The sequence below is a fragment of the Streptomyces pluripotens genome (assembly GCF_000802245.2).
Taxonomy (GTDB): Bacteria; Actinomycetota; Actinomycetes; order Streptomycetales; family Streptomycetaceae; genus Streptomyces; species Streptomyces pluripotens.
This window is the reverse complement of record NZ_CP021080.1, coordinates 5,043,362-5,068,536: the sequence shown is the minus strand read 5'-3', so window position 1 is coordinate 5,068,536 and position 25,175 is coordinate 5,043,362. Positions and strand designations below refer to the sequence as shown.

The following is a 25,175-nucleotide window of genomic DNA, read 5'->3' as shown; positions in this document are numbered from 1 at the left end:
CTGTCCGGGAAGACAAGAGGTAGGATAAGTAGCATGTCTGAGACTACCGGCAAGTATTCCATCACGATGCCGCGCGACATCGCGGAAGCGGCCAAGGCCCGCAGCGGACCCTCCGGGCTGTCCGCCTACGTAGCCGCCGCCGTGGCCCGCCAGATCGAACGCGACAACCTCAACGAGATCATCCAGGTTGCCGAGGCCGAGCACGGACCCGTCACCGACGAGGAGATCCAGGCTCTGCGCGATCAGCTCCACCAGGCCCGTCAGCAGCAGACACGAGGCGGGGCAAACGCCGCATGACCCGCTCCCCCGCCGTCCCCGGCGGCACCCTGGTCCTCGACAGCGAGGGCCTGGCCAAGGCCGTGCTGCGTGACCGCACTGTCACCGGCTGGCTCGCCCTCGCCCGCGCCGACGACCTGCGGGTGATCACCTCCGCGGCAACTCTTGTCGAGGTGGTCCACCCTCGGATCAACCGACCGGCCCTGGAGTGGACGCTCTCCCGCCTGGTCGTCGAACCGGTCACCGAACCCATCGCCCGCCACGCCGCCGCCCTCCTCGCCGACGCCGGCCTGCACGGCCACAAGAACGCCATCGACGCCATGCTCGGCGCCACCGCCCTCGCCGCCCATGGCCCCGTCACCGTGCTCACATCCGACCCGGACGATCTCACCGCACTGTGCGGAGGACGTGTCACCGTCATCAAGGTTTGACCTCCAGCATTTCGCGGCGCAGGTCAGGACCGACGGTCGGCGCCCGCACCAGCCAGAGCGGCCCGGTAACGATGCCGCCGCCTCCGCTGCACCAAGCCCGCGTCGGCAGCGTGTCCATCAGGCGGCGTCCGCCAGGCTTCAGCGTCCTGTCGCATCGAAGCGCTGGCCGCAGTGGTCTGAGTACCGAACTGTGATCTCGCTTGTACTGAGTCTGCCGACAGGGGAGACTCAGGTGCGCATGCGGACGATTGACGGGGGACGGGCATGATACGGGCCTGGACGGTGCGGGGCGGGCAGTCCGGGGAACGGGAGCAGGTTGCGCTCTCCGAAAAACTGGCGATCGTCGGCTGGAAGGAGCTCGGCGACCTCGGCGACTGCTCTTCAGCCGACGACATCGGTGATTTGCTGGCCAAGGCGTACCCGGGCGAAGCGGTGGGCACCATCGACAGCTGGAAGCGCCAGCTCTGGCGCTTCATCACGATGGAGATCGGCGACTACATCGTCATGCCGCGCAAGCACCTGTCGGTCGTGGCCCTCGGCGTGCTGACCGGACCGTACGAATTCCGGGCCGAGGCGCCCCCGGGTTTCCGGCACGTGCGGAGGACGAGCTGGGTGCGCCCGTCCGTGGAGCGAGCTGCCATTCGGGGTGATCTACGCGACAGCATGGGGGCCTTCCTCACCGTCAGCGAGTTGAGTCGGCGCGACGCCGCGGCACGCGTCCAGGCTCTCGCCAAGACGGGGACGGACCCGGGTTACATGGGCGACGGCGAGCCCCCGGGCAGCCCGGAGGACTTGGTGACCGATGTCAGGGACAGCGGCACACGGCAGTTGACCGCCCGTGATCTGATCGGCTTGTGGGGGTGGAAGCGGCGCACCTCGGACGTCACCGACTTGGTGGACCAGCACCTCGCGGAGCTCGGGCTCCGGGTCGATCCTCACTTCGGCGACGGGCAATTGGACGGCCTCGTCACCGTGTCCGCGGAGGGGTCCACAGAGCTCGGAGACGGCATCCGTGATCAGGCGCGGGGAGATGACCAGCAGGCACGTCCGAACGCCGATGGCCCGCGTGACCGTGACCTGACCTGGCGTATCGGCAACCTTCCGTTCGTCCAAGAGGTCGTGACGGTCCGGGCGGGCGATGCACTGAGCCGGGCAATCACCCCGATGGTCGAAAGGGACTTCTCCCAGCTTCCGGTGGTGGACCACAACAACGTGCTGCGTGGGGTCGTCACCTGGGAGGGAATCGCACGGGCGCAGCTGGGCGGCAGGACTGCCACGGTGGCCAACGCCCTGGATCCGCATCCCGAGACCGCCCGCGTGGAACATGCCCTTTTCGACCGGATGGATCGCATCCAGCGGAGCGGCTTCACGATCATCGTGGATGGCGAGAACACGGTGATCGGAATTCTGACCTCGACCGATCTCGCGGGGCAGCTGAAGCAGCGCATCGAGCCGTTCATCCTCCTGGAGGAGCTGGAACGGCGGCTGCGCCGTTTGAGCAAGCGCTTCTCCGCCGACGAGCTGCCGAAGCAAATACGCAGGACAGTGGAGCGCGGTCAGCATCCCAGTCTCGGCCAGTACGTCTTCCTGGTGGAGGACGCCCACTGCTGGGACAGACTGCAGTGGCCCTTCGAACAGCAGGACATCAGCCGACGGCTGGCCACCGTGCGGGACTACCGCAATGACCTCGCCCACTGGGCGGTGGATGCGCCTGCCGAGGATGCCGCGGCTCTGGCCGCTACGAGCGGGTTGCTCAGACTCCTGAAGCTCGTGGATCACGACCCGGCCGTCTGACGCTCGTCCCGGCATGACTCGGGCGGCCCCACAGAAACGCGTGGGGCCGTCGGTCCGCTCCGCGTCGGGTGGCAGCGGAGCACTCCACCAGACCGTCAACGGGCGAATCGCCGACCGGAGGCGGCGCTTACGACTTCCATCCCGTCCCGGCGGTCGTACACGGTTGGCAGAGAACCAAACGACCCACTCTCTGCGGTGTCTCACGCCCCGACTGTATGGTCGTCGCCCCGGACCTACCCCGAAAGGCGCCGCATGACCAAGCCGGCCACCGTGGACCTGACGAAGGCCGTCCCTACGGTCTCCCTGGCCAAGCACGGCGTGACGTCGGGGCTGATCAGGGTCAACCTCAACTGGACCTCGCCACAGGCCGCCGCTCGGCGGACGGCTGGCGAGGCGCGTGGTCTGTTCGGCCGGATCCGGGCGTCGCTGCGGTCGGCCGCGACCAGGACGGTGGATCTCGACCTGGGCTGCATGATCCGCTGCACCAATGGCTCCAAGACCGTGGTACAGGCGCTGGGCAACGCGTTCGGCGCGGTGGACCGCTTCCCGTACGTCGGGCCTCGACGCGGACGACCGGACCGGGGCGCGGGAGACCGGAGAGAACCTCGTCCGTGGTGAAGGCGTTCGGGGCGAAGGACGGGCACGGTTGGCTGACGTCCGGAGCCGTTCAGAAGGCGCACACGACGTGGGGCGAGCAGGTCCAGGACCTCATGAACCTGTTGTCGGCGGACAAGGGGGCACTGCGGGCCGCCAACACCACGTTGCACGGCACGGATGTCGATGTCGCCGCAGGAATGCGCAGGCCGTCGGTGCTCGACCAGTACTCACAGCCGCCTCAGAAGTGACCTCTCCTGATTCGACTCGTACGCCATCGCACTCAACGGGGACCCGTGCCGACGTACCAAGAGATCACGACGACCGACCTCTCCACGCTCACCACGGCCGCGGACCGTTGGGAGGGGATGGCGAAGGAGTTCCACAAGCAGGAGACAGCGTACGGGAAGAACGTGCACGGCATCACCCTCGGCTCATCATGGACGGGGTTCAGCGGGGATGTCGCCCAGAAGCGTCTCGGCATCACTCTCAAGGAATTTCAGAAAGCCCAGGTCGAGGCCAAGGCGATCGCCTCGGTCCTTCGCGATGCGCACACCGAGTTCGTGGAACTGCGCAAGAAGCTGGAGTCGGCACGAGACGACGCCATTGCCCAGGGGATGAAGGTGTCGGACCAGGGCACGGTCTCGTTCGACACCGGGAAGCTCAGCCCGGGGGACCGTCAGGCACTGGCACACGACCCCGACTATCAGGAGAGCATCCATAGGTCCGTCGCCTCCTGGCAGGCTCGTATCGACCAGTGTGTGAAGGACGTGGGCGCCGCCGACAAGGACGTCGAGTTCGCTCTCCAGACCATAGTGGTCGATACCGACGTCACCGACGGCACCCTCAACGGCTTCAACGGCAAGGCGCAGGGCGATCTCGGCAAGTACAAGGCCGAGGAACCACCCGAGGACAGGGCCCACACGAAGACCGACGGGTGGCAATGGCACGGCGAGGGCACGGCGGCGGGCCCCAGCGCCGGCGCCTCCGCCAGCGGTCCCAAATACGGAAAGGAAGGCTCGGCCAAGGTGTACGCCGACCTCGATCACCTGGCCGGGAAAGGAACCCTGTCCGACGGCGACCTGGAGCTCTCCACGGTTGGCGACCTTGAGGTAGGGGCCAGGGCGTGGGCGTCCGGCGCTATGACGGACAAGGGAATCGCCGGATCCGTCGAAGCGTCTGCGGGAGCGCGGGCCCTGGCGGAACGGCGAGGCGACTACGGGTATCTCGGCGGCACCTACGTGCGGGGGACCGGATTCGACGGTGCCGAAGCCCAGGCCGGTGCCGGAGCAGACCTCGAAGGCCTCAACGCCAAAGCGAAGGCGTTCGCCGGGGCGAAGGCCGGAGTCGCCGGGGGAGGCGAGATCGCGGGCATCGGCGCCGGCGCCACGGCTGAGGGGTGGGCCGGTGCGGGCGCGGAGGCCAAGGTGTCCTTTGGCAAGGGAGACGACGGTAAGTTCCATATCGGCACGAAGGTGGGCCTCGCGCTCGGGCTCGGAGGTGCCGTGGGCGCGGAGTTCACCGTCGACCCGCATAAGGTGAGCGCCGCTGCCGGCGATGCGGCCGACGCCGTAGGTGGCGCGGTGGATGCCATCGGCGATGCCGCAAGCTCACTCACGGACGACATCGCCAGTTTGCTCTGATGAACCACTCCGTGGAAGGAACGACTCCCATGGCCTCGCCCCTGCCGGTACCGATCGAATTCCGCCTTCCGGACGGCTGGCGCCCGGCCCCTCCGGACGAGGTCGGCGCCTCCGGGGCAGCCTTTGTCGCGCTTCATCCGGAGCCTGACGCCGGTTTCACCGCGAACATCACCATCGACGGCGAGTTCCCTCCCGACAACGTGGGGTTGCCTGAACTCGCGGATGAGTCGGTGCAGCGCTTGCACGAAGTCGCCGAGTCGGTGGTGGTGCTGAACCGACACGAGGTCGGCTCCGAGGCCGCGCCCGCACTGACACAGAGGCTGACGTTCTCGGCCGTCGTCGGCGGTATGCGCCGTGATCTCGTTCAGTCCCAGGTGTACTTGGCCATGCTGGACGTCGACGACCCGCGCAAGCGTGTGGTGATCCGGACGTACCTGACTGCCACCGCGGCACAGCACGACACCGTTCTGCCGGATTTCCAGGAATTCGTTCGGACGGTCCGCCCGGACACCGGGGCGGTGCCCTAGCGTGTCGCACCACACCCGAGATGTCACGTTGAGTGACTAGACGTTCATGGATGGTGGTTTGATGGGCCTTTTCGACATATTCACTGGCACCAAGCGCCCGAAAGGCGGCGTCGCACCGCGATCCGTCGAGGAGGTCTGGGCGGCACTGCTCCAAGTCAGCGGGCCGGACACATCTCATGTTGTGCGCGATGGTGCCGCTGAGGGGGCCGATCTGGTCGCGGAATGGCGTATTCGGGATCCAGCCTGGCACACCTTCTTCGCCCGGACCCAGGTGAGCCGGACCCTTCAGATCAGGATGCGCTTGGTCCCGGAGAGCCGCGAAGTCCGCGCTATCGACCGCGAGTGGGAAGTCACCTGGATCGGAAGTACGCCCAGGTTGGCGCCGCCGGCAGAGCAGTCCCGCGGGCAGGTGAGAACGGTTTCCCGACGCTGGACGGTCGAGCGGGGGGCCGACGGCCGCCTCCAGAAGACGGAGGAGTTCCTCTTCGATTCCGCGGCACTGAAGGCACCTCTGCAGGAGGCTGTCCTCGGAGCGGGGTGGACCTGGCGCGGGGTCCTGTTCACCTTGTGATCGCCCCCGCCCGCAACTCGACCTGTCTCCGCCAGGCCTGACCGGGCCAGAGCCAGGCCACCGCCCTCGGCGGGGCGAAGTCCTGTGCCGCTCCCCAGCAGGCAACCCGCCGGGAGGCGACCACTCCGGGTAGGGCCGCGGGTCTCGGTGAACACCGTCGCGTAGCTTCACCGAGGAACCGCCTGCGTAGAAGGGTCTCCACAGTGCGAGGGGATCGACACCGAACCGATCGCCGTCCGAGGGCTCACCCTTCGCGGTGTCCGTCCCGCCCGTGGAGGCGTTCGGACCCGTGCCGCCCGGCCGGTGCGGAGTCGTAGCGGTCCGGATCGGCGTCGTAGGCGGCTGCACAGCGGGCGGAGCAGAAGTGGCGGGCGCCGGTGGCGGTGTCCCGGTGCTCGGGGGCTGTCGCGGGGTTGACCCGCATTCCGCAGACCGGGTCGATCGCGGTGTCCGCCGGGTCGGCGTGCAGGGGGTGCTGTGCGGCCCGGTCCGCGGCGGATTCGACCATCGGCTGCACGGGCCCGGCCTCGGCTTCGGGCAGTGGGTCGGGGTGCCAGCGGCGCAGCCGGGAAGCGTTGGTGACGACCGAGAGGGAGGACAGGGCCATGGCCGCGGCGGCGATGATCGGGCTGAGCCGGATGCCCCACAAGGGGTAGAGGGCGCCTGCGGCGATGGGAATGCCGACGGCGTTGTAGACGAGGGCGAAGAACAGGTTCTGCCGGATGTTGCGCATGGTCGCGCGGGACAGCCGGATCGCGGTGACGACGCCGGACAGCGAGCCGGAGATGAGGGTGACGTCGGCGGCTTCGATGGCGACATCGGTTCCGGTGCCGATGGCCAGGCCCACATCGGCCTGGGCGAGGGCGGGAGCGTCGTTGATGCCGTCGCCGACCATGCCGACGGTGCGTCCCTCTCCCTGGAGGCGGCGGACCTCGTCGGCCTTGTGCTCGGGCAGGACTTCGGCGAGCACCCGCCGTACGCCGACCTGCCGGGCGATGGCGGCGGCGGTGCGGGCGTTGTCGCCGGTGAGGATCACCGTCTGGATACCGAGGCGGTGCAGGGCGGCGATGGCCTGGGCCGAATCGCCCTTGACGGTGTCGGCCACCGCCAGCACTCCGGCCGGACGTCCGTCGACCGCCGCCAGAACGGGGGTCTTGCCCTGTGCCGCGAGGGCATGGGCGGTCGTGGCGAGGTGATCGGAGTCGATGCCGACGTCCGCGAGCAGCCGAGCCGTGCCCACGAGGAGCGCCTTGCCGTCCACGGTGGCCTGGATGCCCTTGCCGGTGACCGAGTCGAAGGCCGTTGCCGCCGGAACGGTGAGGCCGCGGGTGCGGGCCCCGTCGGTGATCGCGGCAGCGAGAGGGTGCTCGCTGTCGGCCTCGGCGGCGGCCACAAGGCGCAGCAGTTCGTCCTCGGTGAAGCCGTCCGCGGTGCTCACGTCGGTCAGCACCGGTGTGCCCGCCGTGACGGTGCCGGTCTTGTCGAGCACGACAGTGTCCAGCTTGTGGGCGGTTTCCAGGGCTTCGGCGGAACGGATCAGGATGCCCGCCCGAGCACCCTTGCCGGTGCCGACCATCACCGACAGTGGTGTGGCCAGGCCCAGTGCGCAGGGGCAGGCGATGATCAGTACGGAGACTGCGGAGACCAGCGCCAGGGTGAATGCGGGTGCCGGACCGATCGTGTACCAGAGGGTGAAGGTTGCGATCGCCACCGCGATGACCGCGGGCACGAAGTACCCGGAAATCGCGTCGGCGAGCCGCTGGATGGGCGCTTTGGACGCCTGGGCCTGCTGCACCAGCCGGACGATCTGCGCCAGCATGGTGTCGGCCCCGACCCTGGCCGCCCGCACGCGCAGGCTTCCGGTCCCGTTCACGGTGGCGCCGATGACGGTGTCCCCGGCACGCTTGGTGACCGGCATCGGCTCACCGGTGACCATCGACTCGTCCACCGCCGACGTGCCGGACAGGACCTCGGCATCGACTGGGATCTTCTCACCGGGCCGCACCAGGATCTCGTCGCCCGACACGACCTCCTCGACCGGGATCTCCGCCTCGGTCCCCTCCCGGATGACGTGTGCCGTACGCGCCTGGAGTCCCAGCAGCGCGCGGATGGCCTCACCCGTACCGGCCTTGGCGCGGGCCTCCAGGAGTCGTCCGAGCAGGATCAACGTGAGGATGACCCCGACGGCCTCGAAGTAGACCTCGCGGAGGTTTTCCGGCAGCAGGTGCGGTGCCAGGGTGACCAGCACGCTGTAGCCGTACGCGGCCGACGTACCCAGCGTGACCAGGGAGTTCATGTCCGCGCCACGGTGGCCCAGGGTCAGCCAACCGATGCGGTGGATCGGCCAGCCCGTGTAGAACATCACGGGCGTGATCAGGGCCAGCTGCAGCCAGTGGTTGAGCATCCAGCCGGGTACCCAGTCGGCTCCGAACAGCTCATGGGCCATCACCGCGACCAGCACCGGGAACGTGAGCACCGCGCCGACCGCGACACGGCGTCCCAGGTCCGCGATCTCCGCGCGCCGCTCGGCTACGTCCGCTGCCTCGGTGTCGGCGGCCGACACCTGCTCGTGTGGCCCCCCGGCCGTCACGGCGGTCGCCCCTCCGTCCGTTCCTCCGTCCGTTCCTCCGTCCGTCACGGCGGTCGTCCCGTCGACGGCGGGCGGCCCGTCACCCGGTTCCGTCGCCGGCTCGACCACGAGCGTGCCGCGGATCATGTTCATCCCGCAGGCGAACCCGAACGACCCCGCCTGCTGGGGGCGCAGGTGTACGGTCGTGCGCTGGTAGGCGGGGAGCAGTTCGTTGACCCGCAGGTCGGGGAAGACGACCCGGTTGGTGCACTCGCCGGATTCCTGCCGGTCGAAGACGAACTCCACCGGCACGCCCTGCCGCACCCGGATCACATCCGGGCTGTAGCCGCCCCGCACGGTCACCTCAACCCGCTGCACCCCACCTTCCATGCGGGCGGTGCGGGCGCGGCGCGGGCCGAAGAAGAACCAGCCCAGTGCGGCGATGAGCACGGTGGCCAGGGCCGTCACGACGATGTCCGCGGTATCCATGGCAGACCCTTCTCTCTGTCCGGCTACCTCCCACCCTCAGCCCGGTACCCCTACGGGGTAAGGACTGAACGGTCCCTCCGTCCCGCCCGTCCGGCCCATGAAAGCCTCTGGCCAAGAGCGACGCCGGCGGTGAGGTGGTGGGCATGACGGAGGCGCCGCAGCCCGCGCCTACGAAGGGGTGGTGGACCGCGATGGTCTGGTACGACCACCATCCCAGCGGATGGGGAGGGCTCGCCATCTCTGCCGGCGTGGTCCTCTTCTGGGCGGTGGTCATCACCTTCGCCAAGCGGTGGTCATCGCCTTCGGTGTCCTGCTGTACCGTCCCGCTCCCGGGGCACGCGGGGCTCCCGGGGCACGCGGGGGCACACCTACTGACCATTGCCTCCCGCCCACTCGGTGTGCCGGCCGACCCGGACACCGCCCCGGTCCAGGGCTCTCGCCTGGTGCCGATGGCGCAGTCGAGCCCCGGCCCCGCCTCGCAGGCGACTAACCTGCCTCCGCGTTCGATCCCGCCTGACCACGCAGGAGGGAGGTGACGCGACAACGAGCGTGGAGGAACCGATCAGCTGCCGTCCTGGACAACTCGGCTGACGGTCCGGTGTTGCCGGTCGGGCAGTGCACGAATGCCACGCCCTCTAGACTCGACACTCGCATGACTCGACGATCAACTGCCGTAGACGATCAACTGCCGTAAGGGACCATATGTTTCAGGACGCTCCGATCTACCACCAGCTTGTCGCGGAGCGAGGCGACGTACCGGCAAGCGTTCGTGACGCGGCCGCGAGCATACACAGGCAGCTTGAGACCGTGATGGCCACGGGAGTGTCCCCCGGTGCCTTCGAATCCAGCGCCCCCGCTGCCGGCCCGGCGATGCGCCCGATGTCTGCCCTTCCGGCCGCATCGCAACAGCGCTAGGGACCCCTAGCACTCCAGCTGGGGAGACCCGGTCCGCAGGCGGAAGGGAGTACCGCACGGTGTTCGAGGAGCGGTCGGTCAAGACGCTGGGTCCGTGAAGAACCGCTTGTCCAGCGCGGTGCCCGGGAGCTGGGTCGTGCTCAGCGCTGGCCGCGGGCGCGTCACCGGACCGCTTTCGGCAGATGAGTTGACCTCTCCCGCACATCGACTGCCGCGGCGCAGAGGGGATCGCCTGTCCCGAGTGGTGCGTCCCACGACGCGGTCGAGGTGATGGTCTGCCGGGGTGTCGTTCGCTTCCGAGGTCACACGCTGCGGCGGCGCAGGGTGAGCCAGGTGGGCCTCGCCGCTTTGCCGGGCTGATCCGTGGCCCGTAGCTCGACCAGGCTGGGGAACCGAGTACGCAGCTCCGATTCGATGCGGGAGCGGAGGGTGAACCCGGCAGCCGGGCAGTGCGTGCAGGCGCCCGCCAGTCGCACCTCCGCGCGCCGGGCGTGGGCGGACTCGATCGTTGCTTCGCCGCCGTGGGAGCGAATGTAGTCACCGACGGATCCGTCCAGGACGTCTTGCAGCGCGGCGCGCAGCATGTCGTCCTCGGTGACCGGGTCGGCCGGCCGCCACCGCTGAGGGTGCTGCAGCGCGGCGCTGAGCGCATCGCGCACCCGCGCTCCCGCGCCGGACCAGCTCTGGCCGTCGGCGAGCCGGATCACCACGGCCTGGGCCTCCACCTCGATGGAGGTGACGTCTTCGAAGTGGAGCATCTGCCCGAGGTCGTCCGGCGCTTCGGCGATCTCTCCGACGACTGGCAGCGTGCCTGCGGGGACCACCCAGCGGACGACCTGCGGATCGGCCGTGGCCTCAGGGTGCATGGGAACGACGCTCACGCCAGGAGCCCCACGAGGGTGTGCGTCAGGAAGGCCATGGTCCAGGCCAGCACGAACATGTACCCGAAGGCGACCGCGGGCCATCTCCACGAGCCGGTCTCACGGCGCATGACGCCGATGGTCGACATGCACTGCAGCGCGTAGAGGAAGAAGACCAGCAGGGCGGCCGTCGTGGCTGGAGTGAAGAGCTTGTGTCCCTGGTGCGGCCCGTCGGCGTAGGTCATGTGCTTCAGGGTCTCGGCCGGCTGGTCGGGGTTCTGGGCGGCGGCGACCTGGCCGAGGGTGGCGACGAACACCTCGCGGGCGGACAACGATCCCAGCACGCCGACGTTGATCCGCCAGTCGAAGCCGAGAGGTGCGAAGACGGGTTCGACGGCATGGCCGATGTCGGCGGCGTAGCTGTGGTCGACCTCGTAGGCCGAGACCGCGGTACGGTCGGCCGGATCGACCCCGGCGGAACGCAGTTGCGCATCGCTGTGCATGGGCAGGCTGAGCAGGAGCCAGAGCCCGATGCTGGCAAGCAGGATGATCCGGCCGACCTTGTACAAGAAACCCTTGCAGGCGCTCCAGATGGCGTCGGCCACCGACCGCAGCCGCGGCAACCGGTACGACGGCATCTCCATGTAGAACGGAAGTACTGGCCCACCCCGGGTGCTGAAGCGTTTGAAGACCCAGGCCGTCACCATGGCCGAGAGCGCACCGACCAGGTACAGACCGAACATGACGACGCCTTGGGCACCGAAGGGGCCGACCCTGCTGGTGGGACCCACCAGCAGGCCGGTCAGCAGCACATAGACCGTCAGCCGCGCCGAGCAGGTCATCAGCGGCGCGCCCATCATGGTCGCGAAGCGGTCCTTGGCCGACGGCAGGGAGCGGGTGGCCATGATCCCCGGGATGGCACAGGCGAGGGAGGACAGCAGGGCGACGAACGCCCGGCCCTCCAGCCCGGCCTTGGCCATGATCCGGTCCATCAGGAACGCCGCACGGGAGAGGTAGCCACTGCCCTCCAGCAACGAGATCATCAGGAACAGCAGGGCGATCTGTGGCAGGAAGACCAGTACGCCGCCCACGCCGCCGATCAGGGCATTGCCGAGGAAGCCGGAGAGCAGCGGGTTCGAGACGTACTCGGTGACGAGTGTGCCGAGCCAGTCGAAGAGGCTCTGTACCGCGTCCTGCATCGGTGCCGCGACGGTGAAGATGATCTGGAAGAACGCGAACATGGTCGCGAAGAAGATGAGCGTGCCCCACAGCGGGTGCAGCAGCACGGCGTCGATGCGCCGCGTGCGGCGATCGGCCTCGGGTACCTCGTAGCCTGCGCTCTGCAGTAGCGACTCCACCCAGGCCCGTCTCTGCGAGGGGTCGGTGGGGGGCGGGACGACCGGCCTTTCCCATGCGGCCCAATCGAGCAGCGTGGAACGCAACCGCGCCAGGTCGTTGCGTGATCCGCTGGTCACCCCGACGACCGGCACACCCAGTGCACGACGGAGCGCCGAGACGTCAAGGCTGCCGCCGCGGCGGGCCAGTTCATCGCGGAAGGTGAGCACCACGCAGATCGGCAGGCCGGTCTGCATGACCTGGGCGAGCAGCCCGAGGGAGCGACGCGCTGTCGTCGCGTCGATCGTGACGAGAATCCCGTCGGGCGTACCGAGTTCCGGATTGTTCGGATCGAGGACATCGGCGACGATCTGTTCGTCCGGACTGATCGGGTCGAGACTGTAGGTGCCGGGCAGGTCCTCGATGAGCACCTCGTGCTCGCCGACACGGGCCAGGCCCTCATAGCGCGCGACGGTCACACCGGGGTAGTTGCCGGTCTTGGTCCGCAGACCGGTCAGGGCGTTGAACAGCGTGCTCTTGCCCGAGTTCGGGCTGCCCACCAAAGCCAGGCGGGTTTCGCCGGTGACCTTCTGCGCCACCGACCCGCAGTGCGCGCTCATGCGGTGCGCCGCACCTGGATGCTGACGGCCTGCGCTGTGCGCAGTGCCACCTCGTAGTCCACGACCCGGAAGACCACAGGGTCACCGAGCGGCGCCTTCCGCAGCACGGTGACCTCGGCGCCGGGGGCGAACCCCAAGTCGAACAGCCGTCGCGCGGTGCTCGGCTCGACCGACTCGTCGATGCCGGTGACGTGGCCGCTCATCCCGGGTCGCAAGTCGGCCAGTCGCGCACCCCGCGTGGAACTCACCGGCACGTCCGCACCGTTGTTCCGGTGCGCGCCCCGTTGCACTGAGAGCATCGACATCCTCAACCCCGGCATCACCTGAAGGAGCAACAGAATAACTTAGGGAAGGCTAACCTTTTCCCACGATGGGGGCAATGCGGCACGGACTGCGATGTGGACCGACCGGCGACCGGTCTGGGCGCGGAGACGATCTCGCGAGGTCCTACCTCGGCAAAGCCGAGCAGAAGAGTCACCAGGGCTGCGACCAAGGCTGAGGGATCACCGGTCACAGGATCATGACCCACCTGTTTCGGCGCCGGCCCGCTGCCCACCACCAGGTCTTCGTGGTTCGGCGGGAACTCAGGTCCGAGCGCAGGTCCGTGTACGGCGATTCCGCCGTGGCCATGGCCGAGTCCAGGCGCGGCCAGCACGACCGCTGACACCCGTCACCGATCGGCACGACACGGATCACGGCTTCGGGGCCGACGGGAACACGGTGAACCCCTACCCGACGACGTATCCGTCACCCGACGATGTATCCGACTTTCCCGGCTCCCGGGCATTTCACCGACCTTTACGGGAAACAACCGGCAGAATGCTGCGTCGCCGCGACTCCCGACCGGATCACGCGGGAGGGCCGTGGAAGAATCAAGCGATCTCGGACCGGCCGAAGTGGAACGGCATGAAGGAATTAACGGCACTGATACAGGCGCTCACCGGACTGGCATGGCCAGCGATCGTCGGCATTACGCTCTGGCGGCTCTTCCCGACATTGAAGGAAATCATGCGTTCGCGCGGTTTCACGGTGAAGGTCGGGCAGGCGGAGCTGAGCGTTCAGGAGGTGTCGGAACAGGTCCTCAAAGCCACCGCGGACATGCAGGGACACCTGGCCACCGTCATGGCACACCAGACATCCGAAGCAACGCCCCCCACGCAGATCCTCCACAGAATCCTCTGGGTCGACGACCATCCGGAGAACCATGCTTACATGGCAGAACAGCTGAGAACCCTCGGCGTTACCGTGCAGACCGCCACGTCCACCTCTGCCGCGAACCGAGCCATCAGCATGAGTTCCGAACCATTTGATGCCATCATTTCCGACATGAGCAGGGAAGAGGGCGGCACCACCAACAGGGACGCCGGGCTTGATTGGATACGCGAGGTTCGCGGTCAAGGATACGAAACGCCCCTGTTCATCTATGCCTCACCACAACAAGCGAGCAGGATCTCGGAGATCACCGACGCCGGCGGGAACGGCGCCACAAGCTCATTCTCGGAACTGTTCAACCTCCTGAGAAGAGTGGGCGAGTTTCCGCGCCATGCCGTATGACCATTCCGCACACTGCCGCTGCCGTGAAGCGGTGCGACCGCGCCGTGCCGGTGCCGCGGGCGCGGGGCTCCGGACCCGTGGCACCGGGTAACGGATGACGGGCAACGTCCGGTGCCGATCGGGCCCGCGCCGCGGACCCCTGAGAGTCCGCACGATCAGTACGTGACGGCAGACCCGAGTCCAAGTCCAAGCTCCGGCAGGATCAGAGCAGGCCCAGATCTCCGAGTTCCTTGTACAGGTCGGCACGCGGGTTGCCGGCGCGCGAACCGTCAACCTGCGAACCGTCAGCGTGCGGAGCACCGACCTGTGGAGCCTCGGAGCGCACGTGCCCGCCGGTGCGAGCGGTGATCTCGGCGCCATCACCGGAAGGTGAGGTTCCGACCGCCCTCGACCGTCGGTCCCGCAAGAGCCAGGCCCCCAGCAGGCCGCCGGCCAGTCCTCCGAGGTGCCCCAGCCAGCTCACTCCCGGTGTGCCGGGCACGGCCACGGTGAGCAAGTAGGCGAAGGAAGCCGCCATGACGACACCGATCAGCGTGTCGATCAGGTGCCGGTCGAAGAGTCCCCGTACGACGACATAGCCGAAGTACCCGAAGATCAAGCCACTGGCGCCGACCGTTTCCACGTCACCCCGCTCCAGGAACCAGACCGTGAGCCCACTGGCCAGTGCGACGAGCAGGCTCAGCCCGAAGAAGCGGACCACTCCTCGGTAGGCGGCGAGGAATCCGAACACGAACAGTGGTCCGGAGTTGCTCTCGATGTGCGCCCAGCTCCAGTGCAGGAAGGGCGCGGTGAGGACGTTCGGCAGGGTGCCGAGGTCACCGGATACCAGCCCGTAGTTCCGCGACAATGCGTACTGGTCCGCATAGTTGGCGAGTTGCACCAACCACACCGCGACCAGGAACCCGAACATCACGAAGAACGCCTTCCGCGCCTCGTTGATCATCCGTTCAGGGTCATTCGCCCTCTCGCCAGCCCGATTTGCCCCACCCACGGCACACTCCCTCCCCGACGGATCCGCATCCCCGGCAGGGTGCACTGTACGTAACGCCGCAGCGGCAGCTCATGGCGAGCGGACTCGCGCCCAGCGACAGGCGGATACGCTCGCATCGACTCCGGTGGGCCGTACCCTGGCTCCGTACCGCCCGAAGGAGTCCGACCTCCAGCTCCTCCGGCTCCGCGCGGGCCAGTCGGACGAGGGCCGGTGCCGCGGTGGTGTCGACGCGCCCCCTCCGGTCCGCCGTCACTCTCCGCCCATGCCGCACCGCCAGGCAGACCGCCGGGCAGAAGCGTCGCGAGCCCGGCTGCCTCCTGCTGCCCGGGGTCGAAGGACGAGCACGTTGCCCTGCGGGACGCGGCCCGCGGGAAGCGCCCTTCATCTTTCGATCATCTACAGTTCTGTAGAGTGTCTACTCCGTTGTAGTCAGTCGTTTCCGTCTGTTCACCCACGTCATGTCGTCCCCGGGGAAGGCCTAGGCCGTATGACCACATCGCTGCACCTCGCGTCGCAGCTCGCCGTGAACGTGCTCGACGCCCAGTCGCTGCTGGCCGCCTTTGGCGTGCTCGGCGTCGGCGTGGTGCTGTTCGCCGAGACGGGACTGCTGATCGGGTTCTTCCTGCCGGGCGACTCCCTGTTGTTCACCGCGGGCCTGCTGTGCACCGGGGCGGCGGACCGGCCCGTGAAACTGTCCCTGGCGCCGCTTCTGATCGTGGCGGCAGCCGGGGCTCTGGCCGGGGCGCAGTGCGGATATCTGATCGGCCGGAAGGCGGGCGGAGCACTGACGGCCCGCAGCCGGTCACAACGGGTGCACGAGGGGATGAAGCGGGCCGAGGAACTGCTGGAGCGGTACGGGTACGCGAAGGCGGTCGTGCTGGCCCGGTTCATCCCGGTGGTCCGGACCGTGCTCAACCCGATGGCGGGCGCCCTGGAGGTCCCGGCGCGGACGTTCACCCTGTGGCAGGCGGTCGGCGGCGTGGCCTGGACCGTGGGTCTCACCCTCGCGGGGTACGCACTGGGCTCCTCGGTTCCGAACGTCGACCGCTACCTGCTGCCGCTGGTCGCGCTCATCGTCATCGTGTCGCTCATCCCCCTTCTCTCAGAAATCCTGCGCAGCCGCCGGGCCGCCAAAACGAACGGAGGACACCAGTGATCCTCGCCCTCGACGGATCGTCCATCGACGGCACCGCATACACCGACGTGGTGCGCCTGGCCCAGCGCTCGCCGGGCTGGCTGGACGACGCAGTGTCGCTCTGGACCACCTTCGGACTCGCACTGTTCGCCGCCTTCATGCTCGTCAGCTGGTGGCGGGCGCGCCGCATCGGAGCCGACGCCGCGATGACGGCGCTGGCCGTGCCGGTCGTCGTGGTCATCGCCTACGGCGTCAACATGTGTCTGAAACTCGCGGTGCGTGAGGACCGGCCGTGCCAGAGCCTGCACGTGCAGACGCTGGAGGCGTGCCCGGCGCCCGGTGACTGGTCCTTCCCGAGCAACCACGCGGCGATCGCCGCCGCGTCCGCCATGGCGCTGGTGTTCGTCTCGCGCCGCCTCGGGGCGGTCGCCGTCCTGGCCGCGGTCGCCATGGGGGCCTCCCGGGTGTGGGTCGGCGCGCACTATCCGCATGACGTCGTGGCCGGTGTGATCGTCGGCGGGCTCGTCGCTCTGGCGGCGATGCTCGTACTGCGGCAGCGGTCGCAGGCCCTGGCACGCTGGCTCGCCAGCTGGCGCCTGGGCGCGCTGCTGCTGACCGCCTGAACCGCCACAGTATGGAGCCCCTTCCGCACGCGCTCCGCGTCGCGGAAGGGGCTCCGCGCGGAGCGCGACGAACTCCATGACCGTGCGCACTGAGCCCGTGCCTGGAGCGCGACCGCGCCGCGTTCCCCGGATCGGCGACGATCTCCTTGAGGGTCAGGTCGCTCGTTGGAGGAGGAACGCCCCGAAGCGTTGCGCAGGAAGTGGGTCGTGGCGATGCCTTGTCCTCGAAGCGTGCCACGGTCGCCGCGGTCTTCCCACGGGTCCGCTCCGGGACACCCTGCAGGCGGCGCGGCGCGGTGAACGGCAGGATGACCTTGCCGTAGTCGGATTGTTTCCAGTCACCGCCTGTTTGTAGTCACCGCCTGCTTGTAGTCACCACGCAGGAGGTCGGCGACGAACCCCAGGCGCGAACCGCCCGTGCCGTGTGCCTGCTGCCGTTCGAGGGGTCCGGATGAGGTTCAGTCCGGATCGGCGCCGGGCGAAGCCAACGGCCGGCTCCAGGGTGCGGCCCGAAAGGACGCCGACCGGCGGGACGGCTCGCGCCTCGTTCGGCGAACGCCGTTGGACAACGCTTTCACACGCGGCAGGCCGATTCAGCCGGCATGGTCACCTTCGGCCGGGTTCCACTCAGCGACCAGGTCGAGCAGGCCCGGGAAGCGGGAGTTCAGGTCGGCGACCCGGACCTGGCTGCGGCGCTCCAGGCCGTACTGGCGCTGCCGGGTGATCCCCGCCTCGCGCAGCGCCCTGAAGTGGTGGGTCAGCGAGGACTTGGGGCGGTCCAGACCGAACCATCCACAGGTGTGATCGAACTCCTCCGAATCCAGCAGGAGTTTGCGCACGATCCGCAGCCGCAGCGGGTCACTGAGCGCACTCAGCACCGTTTCCAAGCGCAGGTCCTCGACGGCCGGTTCGGGCAGCGGATCGGGGAGGCCGGAGGGCTCCGGCAGCACCTTGACGTCCGGTCCTACTCCCGCGCGGCCGGGCCCCCTGCCCCCGTCAGTGGACCGGTTCGGACTCATCGGGGTCAACCTCGGCTCCCTTCCCGCGAACTCCGCGAACCGCTTGTACGAATTGGATCGTACTGCATGCTAAGTTCGATTCCATGCGTACAAGTACGAATCAACTCGTACAGTGATCGGGGGAGGCTGCGCCGTGGTAAGAACCGCTGGAACCGGTGTGTGCGCCGCTGCAACGGAGCGCGGCCGGCACACCGGCGAGGCCCCGCTGCGCTGGGTCTGGCTGACCGCCTGGCCGGTGACCGCCGTGTTCGTGCTGTCCAACGCCGCCACCCCGCTCTATGTGCTGTGGCAGCGCGAGATGGGCTTCGGGAAGGGCAGGCTGACCGTGGTCTTCGCCAGCTACATCGTCGGACTGTTGGGCTCGCTGCTGGTGTCCGGGGTCGCCTCCGACCGGCTCGGCCGCAAGACCGTCCTGCTGCCCGCGCTGGCGGTCGCCCTGGTGGCGTGCCTGGCCTTCGCCACCGCGGGTGGCGTCGCTGCCCTGATCGCCGCCCGGCTGTGCACCGGGGTGGCAGTAGGGGCCGTGGTCTCGGCGGGCATGGCCGCGGTGACGGACGTGGCCGGGCCCGCGCGCCGCCGTCTCGCGGCGCTGCTCGCCTCCTGCGCACCCTCGTCACCGCCGTGCACACCGGTTCGGCCCCGGAACTGGCCGCCGCGGCACTCCTGGCCGGAGCGGGCCAGGGAATGGGCCAGCTCGGTGGCCTGTCGCTGCTGAACTCGACCGTCCCGGCAGACCGCCTCGCCGAGGCCAACGCGGCCCTCAGCATCGGTGGCTACCTCCCCGCCGGCCTGCTCCCCGTCTCGGCCGGCTACCTGAGCGACACGGTGGGCCTGGCCACTGGCACGACGGCCTTCGGCACGGCCCTGGCGGCCCTGGCCATCGCCGGGGGCGGGCTGGCACGGGCAGCGGGCGGAGGGCGGGCACCAAAGGAAACGGCGCGTTGAATCCGCACGGACGGATTGGCGAACGGAGGAGGGGCGGATGAGCTGATGAGCGAGGGCGCGACAGACGGAAGCGCGCGTCCGTGACGACGTGCGGCTCAGCGGGGCACGCCCCGGCCACTTGCCCGCGGCCGACGGACGGCCCACAACCCGCTCCCCCGCTCCCCCGCTCCCCCGCTCCCCCGCTCCCCCGCTCCCCCGCTCCCGCAGCCGGCTCCGCGACCCCCGGCCCCCGGCTCCTGCGTCACCCGTCACCCGCTCGGCCTTGCGGCCCTGCGATGCCGTGGAATCCACCCCGGCTCAGGCCGAGCGCTTGCGTGCCGACGCCTTCCTGGCGGCCGTCTTCCTCGGCGGTGCGCCTTTCACTTCCTTCGTCCCCTTCGCTGCTCTCTCGGCCGTCGCCTTGGTGGCCTTCTTGGCCGTCGCCTTGGTCGCCGTCTTGGCCGTCGCCTTGGTCGCCTTCGTGACGGTCGCCCTGGCCCTCGCCTTGGCCGTTGACTTCTTCGAGCCCGCCCCGTCCTGCACCGCCTCGGCCCCGGCACGCGGAGCCGGCTTCCGCGCCGCTCCCTCCTCCTGCGCCGCAGCCGTTTTCGCCGACATGCCATCCCCCGCCCCCTTGGGCGCCGCCCTGCGCCGGGCAAGAGGCCTGACCTCTGCCTCGGCCCCCGACTCCGCTCCCGGTTCCGCTCCTCGGGACTCACGGGCCGCGCGCACGCTGCTCTCCAGCGCCGCCATCAGGTCCAGCACCTTGCCCCCGGCCGCCGGCGCGGGTGCCTCCGGCGGGACCTCGCCGGCCGTCTTGGCTGCAATGACCTCCTCCAGCGCCTCCTGGTAGCCGTCGTGCAGATCCTCCAGATCGACCTCGCCGAGGGTGTCCATCAAGGCGTCCGCGAGATCGAGCTCCTTGTCACGGATGGTGATCTCGGCTTCCGGGGCCACGCCCTCGGGAGCGCGTACCTCGTCGGGCCAGAGCAGGGCGTGCATGGCGATGGCGTCGCCGACCACACGCAGCATGCCGAGCCGTTCCCTGCCACGGAGCGCGAACTTGGCGATGGCCACCTTGTTGCTGCGTTTGAGGGCTTCGCGCAGGAGGGTGTACGGCTTGGCCGCGGGGGCCCCGCCGGCCGCAAGGTAGTAGGCCGCACCCATCTGGAGCGGGTCGATGCGGTCGGCCGGCACGAAGGCGACGATCTCGATCGTGCGGGCGGTGGGGATCGGGAGGTGGGAGAGGTCCTCCTCGGTGATCGGGATGATCGTGCCATCCGCATCCTCGTAGCCCTTGCCGATCTCGGCTTGGCCGACCTCGCGCTCCTCCAGTTCACACACCTTGCGGTAGCGGATGCGACCGTTGTCCTGGGTGTGGATCTGGCGGAAGGCGATCGCGTGACTCTCCGTCGCGTTCACCAGCTTGATCGGGATGCTGACGAGACCGAAGGAGATGGCGCCGTTCCATATCGACCGCACGTGCCGCACCCTTCCTTGACCTACTTATCCGAATTTTCTGGGATTGTCATCGTATGACGCCCATCACAGAGGTGGAGGGGCGGCGGATCGCGCTCAGCAACCTGGAGAAGGTGCTGTATCCGGAGACGGGCTTCACCAAGGCAGAGCTGCTGCACTACTACGCGACCACCGCCACCGCCCTGCTGCCGCACCTGCGCGACCGCGCGGTCTCCTTCCTGCGCTATCCGGACGGTCCGGAGGGACAGCGGTTCTTCACCAAGAACGTTCCACCGGGTACGCCCGAGTGGGTCATGACGGCCGAGGTGCCGCGGTCCTCGCTCGAAGGACCCGCCCGGATGGTGGTGATCCAGGACCTACCGAGTCTGGTCTGGGCGGCGAACCTGGTGCCCGAGTTCCACACGCACCAGTGGTTGGTCCAGCGCCCGGACGAGGCCGACCGGCTCGTCCTCGACCTCGATCCGGGCACTCCCGCGAACATCGTCCACTGCTGCGAGGTCGCCCTGTGGCTGCGGGAGCGGCTGGCGGCGGACGGGATCGAGGCGTACCCGAAGTCAGCGGGGTCGAAGGGACTGCACCTGCTGGCGGCAACACACGGCAGTTCCCCCGAACGCGCGTCCGAGTACGCGAAGCTACTGGCGCTGGAGGCCGAGCGGGCGATGCCCGGGCTGGTGGTGCACCGGATGACGAAGAGCCTCAGGCCGGGGAAGGTGTTCGTCGACTGGAGCCAGAACGCGGCCCGCAAGACCACGGCCGCCCCCTACACCCTGCGCGCCCGTGGGACCCCACTGGTGTCCGCGCCGGTGACGTGGGAGGAGGTCGTGGACTGCCGCCGCCCGGAACAGCTGGAGTTCCGCGCGGACGACATCGCCTCACGTCTGCGCGACTACGGCGACCTGATGGCGGGCCTCCTGGACGCGGAGCGATCGGCCGAGCTGCCCCGTCCCTCCGGAGCGGGCCGAGCAGCACCGAAGAAGGCCGAAGGGACGGAAGGAGACCGAAAGGGCGGGAAGGGCCGAGCGGGGCCGAGGGGGGCCGACGAAACCTGAGGAAGGCCGGTGCTCCAGCCGGTCGGGGCTGCCGAGGGCCGCCCGCGCGCCCTCCCCGGTTCTTCGCGCCTTGCGCCGGACGTTCACACCCGCGCCCAGGTGTTCCGGTCCCGCGCCATCGCGTGCAACGCCTCCACGTCCGCCGGCTTGAGCACCCCGCCCAGTCGGGCCAACCCCGCCAGCTCCAGGTCCTGCAGGATCCGTACACCGCGCGGCTCGACGGTCACGGTCAGCTCGGCCGGACCGGCCAGGGCCAGCACGGGACGGACCTCGGCGGTCAGCGCGTGCGAGGCGCGGTCGGCGTCCGTGCGCACACGGCGTAGCAGCGGCTCGGCCTCGTGGCGTCCCAGGGCGACCATCGGGTCGGCGACCTGGACCCGGGCCTTGCGGGCGTACAGGGCGTGTACGGCGAACAGACCGCCGGGTCCGATCAGCAGATGGTGGACGCGGTCACCGCCGGGAAGCGTCACCGAGTGCACGGTGTGCCACCCGATGCCCTCCAGCCGGTCCAGGGCCTCACCGACGGTCTGCTCGGCGGCCAGGGCGCGCCTGCGCGGGTCGGGCCGCAGCCGGTGGGTGTGACCGGGTGCGCGGTCGAGCGCGATCAACAGGGCCTCACCGGGCCGGTTGGGCGCGAGGTCGTCGTCCGGGTGCAGGGTCAGCCGGGCGAGTTCCGCGGGGCTGGGCACCGGTGGCGGACCGACCGCCACCTGGCCGCTCAGGAAGGGTCCCAGGACTTCGAGTACGTCGTCCTTGCTGTCTTCGCCGAGCAGATTGACCCGTCCCGCCTCCCGGTCGTACCAGGCGACGTTGCTGCCGTCCGGGCGGCAGACGTACAGCCTTTCCCGGCCGTGCCGAAAGGCCGGCACCACGCGCAGTCCGCTCATGAGCCATCACCCCTCATCCATGGGAACAGGCAGGGTGCTCCCGGGGCAAGACCGGTTACCTTGGAGAACGGCCCTGTAGGGGGGAGCTGGGGAGGCGCCGTTGCGGATCCGCGGAAAGCAGCCCGACGTACCGGCTCCGGAGCACCCGTGGAGCGAGATCGTGCCCGGTCTGTGGATGGGAGGGCATGAGTTCCGTGGCTGTTCCGGGCGGCTGGAGCTCGCCGTCGCTCGCGACGAATTCGATGTGGTGCAGTCACTGCTGCGACTGCACGGGTACGGCCCGGATCCGGGTGTGGAACACCATGTGTGGCCGATTCCGGACGGTCCACTGGACGGAACGCAGCTCGCCGGGGTGATGCGGCTGGCACGGGCGGCGAACGACGGGCTGGACGCCGGTCGCCGGGTGCTGGTGCGCTGCTACCACGGGTACAACCGTTCGGGTCTGGTGATCGCGCACGCCCTGGTCCAGCGGGGCCGCTCGCCCGACGAGGCGATCCGGCTGATCCGCGCCCGGCGCTCGGGGTGGGCCCTGCACAACGGACTGTTCGTGGAGTACTTGCGGACGGGCCTGCCGACCGTGCGGCTCCTGGAGGAGCTGACCGAGTAGCCGCTCCGACGGGCTCTGCACCGGACGCGCACGACGGTCTCGCCCGCAGGTCTGCGGAGCAGACGATCCGCAGGGCGTCCACACGTACGCCCTGCGGATCCACGAACTAAGGTGTAGCGGATCCCGACCGGCCCCAACGCCCCAGGAGCACCGTGCCAGCCCGTCGTCCCGCGCGCACCGCCCTCGCCGTGGCCGCCGTCGCCCTGTTGTCGGCGACGGCGGCCGGCTGCGGGGACACGGGCGGTCTGCAGGCCGCCGGCTCGACCCCGACCGCCATCAGCCCCGCCAAGCTCTGGCCCGGCCTCAGGCCGGCGTCCAGCCCGGCCTACTCGTACGACGTGGCGACCAGGGCGTCCGTCCAGGGGGTGACGGTCCCGGGCAACGACATCCGCACGGTCGATCCGGTGGATGTCGTGGAGGCGGAGATCAAGACGCATCCGGACGACTACGGCTCGAAAGGGGCGTATCACGCGACGGTGGACCGGATGAAGGAGTGCCGCCCGGGGGGTGACGACGCGCTCTGTCCGCTGTTGAAGCCGTACTACCGGGACCTCACCGGCGACGGTCGGGCCGACCTGACGCTCGGGTTCCGGCTGTACCCGACCAACCAGACGGCGGTACGGGTCTACACCGTCGAGCGGCACAAGCTGGTGCAGGTACTGGCCGACAACGACGCGATCATCGGGGTGGAGTTGGCGGGCCGGGCATTGATCGAACGCTCGCCGGCCGACATCTCCGGGTACGAGTACCGCACCACCTGGGTGTGGGACCCCGAGCAGCGCGCGATGGCGTTCTCCCGCGACGAGTACCTGCACACCGGCGACGGCCGGCACAGCAAGAAATCGCCCGCTCCGGCCGTGCCCTCCCCGTCGGCCACCCCTACCCCACCGGCCTTCCCCTCGGCGAGCGAGCGATGAGGTCCGCGCTGCCCAGGTGGGCCGGGCCGCTCGCCGTGAAGGCTGCCGTGTTCATCACGGTGATGTGCTGTGCGCTCGCCGCGCTGCTCGGGGTCCTGGTGCACGTCTCGGTGACCAACCAGACGGTCGGCCAGGCCCGCGAACTGGCACTGTCCCGGCTTCAGGACGCCACCCGAGCGTACGAGGCCGGGGACAGGCTGCTGCCGGGCGCCGGAGTGGACCCCAAGGGCTTGCCCGCGCCGCTGCGCAGCATGGCCGTGGCCGGTGAGCGCGGCACGATGGTGTCCACGCACCTGGGGCGCCCCACCATGTGGGCTGCGGGCCCTGCGGCCGGGCGGCGGGCGCTCGCTGTGGCGGTCGACTACTCACAGCAGTCCAGGACCATCGCCGCACTCGACACGTCGATCCTGTGGTCCTCGGTCCTCGCGATCGGGGCGACGGTGCTGGTCGGGGCGTTCGCGATGACCCGGGTGACCCAGCGGCTGCACGGCACCGCGCAGGTGGCCCGGCGGATCAGCGCCGGCGACCTGGACGCCCGCGTGAACGACCCCCGGACGAAGGACCTGACCCGCCCGCAGGACGAGGTCGCGGCGGTGGCCGCCGCCCTGGACTCGATGGCCTCGTCACTGCAGGGCAAGCTGCTGAGCGAGCAGCGGTTCACCGCAGATGTGGCCCACGAGCTGCGCACCCCGCTCACCGGACTGCACGCAGCGGCCGAGTTGCTGCCGCCCGGCCGCCCCACGGAACTGGTGCGGGACCGGGTGGCGGCGCTGCGCACCCTCACCGAAGACCTCCTGGAGATCTCCCGACTGGACACCGGCCGGGAGAAGCTGGAGGCCGACACCGAGGAGCTGGGGGCACTGGCCGGACGGGTGGTCCGGGTCTCGGGCACCGACACCGAGGTGCGGATCGTGCGGGACGCACTCGTGGAGACCGACCGGCGACGACTGGAGCGGGTGCTGGGGAACCTGGTGGCCAACGCCCACCGGCACGGCCGCCCTCCGGTGGTGGTGACCGTGAACGGGCGTGTGGTGACCGTGAGGGATCACGGGGACGGGTATCCGTCGTACCTCGTGGCGCACGGTCCGCAGCGGTTCCGTACCGAGGGCGGAGCCACCGGTCACGGACTCGGGCTGACCATTGCGGTGGGACAGGCGGAGGTACTGGGAGCACGGCTGTCCTTCGCGAACGCGGTGGACGGGGGTGCGATCGCCACGTTGATGCTGCCTTCGGTGGAGGTGCGGTAGGCGCCCGGAGGTGCGGGTCGGGTGCGTTCCGGCGGCCGTGCGCGCCGGTCGCGGCCAGGCGGTGGAGCCGCAGCCGCGGCCCCACTGCCTCTTGGGGCCCGCCCCGAGCGGACCAGTCC

24 protein-coding genes and 1 pseudogene are annotated in these 25,175 nt (G+C 69.5%); 17 read left to right on the top strand and 8 right to left on the bottom strand.

Annotated features, from left to right (window positions below; all coding sequences use genetic code 11):
* Positions 1-33: 33 nt before the first annotated feature.
* The 8 genes from LK06_RS22890 to LK06_RS35100 all read left to right on the top strand — a co-directional run bounded on the left by LK06_RS22890 (position 34) and on the right by LK06_RS35100 (position 5,836).
* Positions 34-297, top strand: a complete 264-nt coding sequence (locus tag LK06_RS22890; RefSeq protein ID WP_039651499.1) for a CopG family transcriptional regulator — start codon at positions 34-36, stop codon at positions 295-297.
* Complete coding sequence (locus LK06_RS22885) at positions 294-707, top strand: PIN domain-containing protein (RefSeq protein ID WP_039651498.1); 414 nt, start codon at positions 294-296, stop codon at positions 705-707. Before LK06_RS22890 ends, LK06_RS22885 begins: the two co-directional genes overlap by 4 nt.
* A 264-nt stretch (positions 708-971) precedes the next feature.
* A complete protein-coding gene (locus LK06_RS22880; RefSeq protein WP_043408569.1) occupies positions 972-2,501 on the top strand; it encodes a CBS domain-containing protein in 1,530 nt (509 codons plus the stop codon).
* A 252-nt stretch (positions 2,502-2,753) separates the two neighbouring features.
* Positions 2,754-3,119 (top strand): hypothetical protein, encoded by a 366-nt coding sequence (locus LK06_RS22875; protein ID WP_234367478.1) that lies wholly within the window; start codon positions 2,754-2,756, stop codon positions 3,117-3,119.
* A complete protein-coding gene (locus LK06_RS22870; protein ID WP_052269861.1) occupies positions 3,113-3,346 on the top strand; it encodes a hypothetical protein in 234 nt (77 codons plus the stop codon). Before LK06_RS22875 ends, LK06_RS22870 begins: the two co-directional genes overlap by 7 nt.
* A gap of 45 nt (positions 3,347-3,391) precedes the next feature.
* Complete coding sequence (locus LK06_RS22865) at positions 3,392-4,738, top strand: hypothetical protein (RefSeq protein WP_043408572.1); 1,347 nt, start codon at positions 3,392-3,394, stop codon at positions 4,736-4,738.
* A 29-nt stretch (positions 4,739-4,767) separates the two neighbouring features.
* Positions 4,768-5,265, top strand: coding sequence for a hypothetical protein (locus LK06_RS22860; RefSeq protein WP_039651495.1), 498 nt, complete (start codon positions 4,768-4,770; stop codon positions 5,263-5,265).
* Between the two features lie 409 nt (positions 5,266-5,674).
* On the top strand, positions 5,675-5,836 hold the full coding sequence (locus tag LK06_RS35100; protein ID WP_324609093.1) for a hypothetical protein: 162 nt from the start codon (positions 5,675-5,677) through the stop codon (positions 5,834-5,836).
* Between the two features lie 244 nt (positions 5,837-6,080).
* Here the strand turns inward: LK06_RS35100 and LK06_RS22850 are convergent, their stop codons facing one another.
* The 4 genes from LK06_RS22850 to LK06_RS22830 form a co-directional block, all read right to left on the bottom strand.
* Positions 6,081-8,894: a heavy metal translocating P-type ATPase gene (locus tag LK06_RS22850; protein ID WP_052319098.1), complete on the bottom strand. Its 2,814-nt coding sequence runs from the start codon at positions 8,892-8,894 to the stop codon at positions 6,081-6,083.
* 1,217 nt (positions 8,895-10,111) lie between these two features.
* On the bottom strand, positions 10,112-10,675 hold the full coding sequence (locus LK06_RS22840; RefSeq protein WP_052319099.1) for a NifU family protein: 564 nt from the start codon (positions 10,673-10,675) through the stop codon (positions 10,112-10,114).
* An 11-nt stretch (positions 10,676-10,686) separates the two neighbouring features.
* Complete coding sequence (gene feoB / locus LK06_RS22835) at positions 10,687-12,624, bottom strand: ferrous iron transporter B (RefSeq protein ID WP_043435727.1); 1,938 nt, start codon at positions 12,622-12,624, stop codon at positions 10,687-10,689.
* Entirely contained in the window at positions 12,621-12,923 is a 303-nt protein-coding gene (locus tag LK06_RS22830) for a FeoA family protein (RefSeq protein ID WP_052269857.1), read from the bottom strand. Before LK06_RS22830 ends, feoB begins: the two co-directional genes overlap by 4 nt.
* 221 nt (positions 12,924-13,144) lie before the next feature.
* Between LK06_RS22830 and LK06_RS33375 the strand changes: the two genes are divergently transcribed.
* On the top strand, positions 13,145-13,288 hold the full coding sequence (locus LK06_RS33375) for a hypothetical protein (RefSeq protein ID WP_159025103.1): 144 nt from the start codon (positions 13,145-13,147) through the stop codon (positions 13,286-13,288).
* Positions 13,289-13,443: 155 nt separating this feature from the next.
* Positions 13,444-14,178 carry a DNA-binding transcriptional response regulator gene (locus tag LK06_RS33370; protein ID WP_159025324.1) on the top strand — a complete coding sequence of 245 codons (735 nt, stop codon included), beginning with the start codon at positions 13,444-13,446 and terminating at the stop codon, positions 14,176-14,178.
* A gap of 202 nt (positions 14,179-14,380) precedes the next feature.
* Here LK06_RS33370 and LK06_RS22820 read toward each other — a convergent pair whose 3' ends face one another.
* Positions 14,381-15,121 (bottom strand): rhomboid family intramembrane serine protease, encoded by a 741-nt coding sequence (locus LK06_RS22820; protein WP_052319101.1) that lies wholly within the window; start codon positions 15,119-15,121, stop codon positions 14,381-14,383.
* A 535-nt stretch (positions 15,122-15,656) separates the two neighbouring features.
* On the opposite strand from LK06_RS22820, the gene LK06_RS22815 reads away from it, so the two are divergent.
* Together LK06_RS22815 and LK06_RS22810 are read left to right on the top strand one after the other, a co-directional pair.
* Positions 15,657-16,325, top strand: a complete 669-nt coding sequence (locus tag LK06_RS22815; protein ID WP_039651490.1) for a DedA family protein — start codon at positions 15,657-15,659, stop codon at positions 16,323-16,325.
* A complete protein-coding gene (locus tag LK06_RS22810) occupies positions 16,322-16,927 on the top strand; it encodes a phosphatase PAP2 family protein (protein WP_043435728.1) in 606 nt (201 codons plus the stop codon). The genes LK06_RS22815 and LK06_RS22810 overlap by 4 nt, the downstream gene beginning before the upstream one ends.
* A 593-nt stretch (positions 16,928-17,520) precedes the next feature.
* On the opposite strand, the gene LK06_RS22805 is transcribed toward LK06_RS22810, so the two are convergent.
* Complete coding sequence (locus LK06_RS22805; protein ID WP_174673919.1) at positions 17,521-17,946, bottom strand: ArsR/SmtB family transcription factor; 426 nt, start codon at positions 17,944-17,946, stop codon at positions 17,521-17,523.
* 157 nt (positions 17,947-18,103) lie between these two features.
* Here LK06_RS22805 and LK06_RS35095 point away from each other — a divergent pair.
* Positions 18,104-18,891: pseudogene (locus LK06_RS35095) on the top strand (MFS transporter).
* A 297-nt stretch (positions 18,892-19,188) separates the two neighbouring features.
* Here LK06_RS35095 and ku read toward each other — a convergent pair.
* Positions 19,189-20,352 (bottom strand): non-homologous end joining protein Ku, encoded by a 1,164-nt coding sequence (gene ku / locus LK06_RS22795; RefSeq protein ID WP_043435740.1) that lies wholly within the window; start codon positions 20,350-20,352, stop codon positions 19,189-19,191.
* Positions 20,353-20,405: 53 nt separating this feature from the next.
* On the opposite strand from ku, the gene ligD reads away from it, so the two are divergent.
* On the top strand, positions 20,406-21,398 hold the full coding sequence (gene ligD / locus LK06_RS22790; RefSeq protein ID WP_078859121.1) for a non-homologous end-joining DNA ligase: 993 nt from the start codon (positions 20,406-20,408) through the stop codon (positions 21,396-21,398).
* 83 nt (positions 21,399-21,481) lie between these two features.
* Here the strand turns inward: ligD and LK06_RS22785 are convergent, their stop codons facing one another.
* A complete protein-coding gene (locus LK06_RS22785) occupies positions 21,482-22,285 on the bottom strand; it encodes a nuclease-related domain-containing protein (RefSeq protein WP_039651486.1) in 804 nt (267 codons plus the stop codon).
* Between the two features lie 100 nt (positions 22,286-22,385).
* On the opposite strand from LK06_RS22785, the gene LK06_RS22780 reads away from it, so the two are divergent.
* The 3 genes from LK06_RS22780 (at position 22,386) to LK06_RS22770 (ending at position 25,056) form a co-directional block, all read left to right on the top strand.
* On the top strand, positions 22,386-22,892 hold the full coding sequence (locus tag LK06_RS22780; protein WP_039651485.1) for a protein-tyrosine phosphatase family protein: 507 nt from the start codon (positions 22,386-22,388) through the stop codon (positions 22,890-22,892).
* 152 nt (positions 22,893-23,044) lie between these two features.
* Positions 23,045-23,809: a lipoprotein gene (locus tag LK06_RS22775; protein WP_039651483.1), complete on the top strand. Its 765-nt coding sequence runs from the start codon at positions 23,045-23,047 to the stop codon at positions 23,807-23,809.
* A complete protein-coding gene (locus tag LK06_RS22770) occupies positions 23,806-25,056 on the top strand; it encodes a sensor histidine kinase (RefSeq protein WP_039651481.1) in 1,251 nt (416 codons plus the stop codon). Before LK06_RS22775 ends, LK06_RS22770 begins: the two co-directional genes overlap by 4 nt.
* The last annotated feature ends 119 nt before the right edge of the window (positions 25,057-25,175 follow it).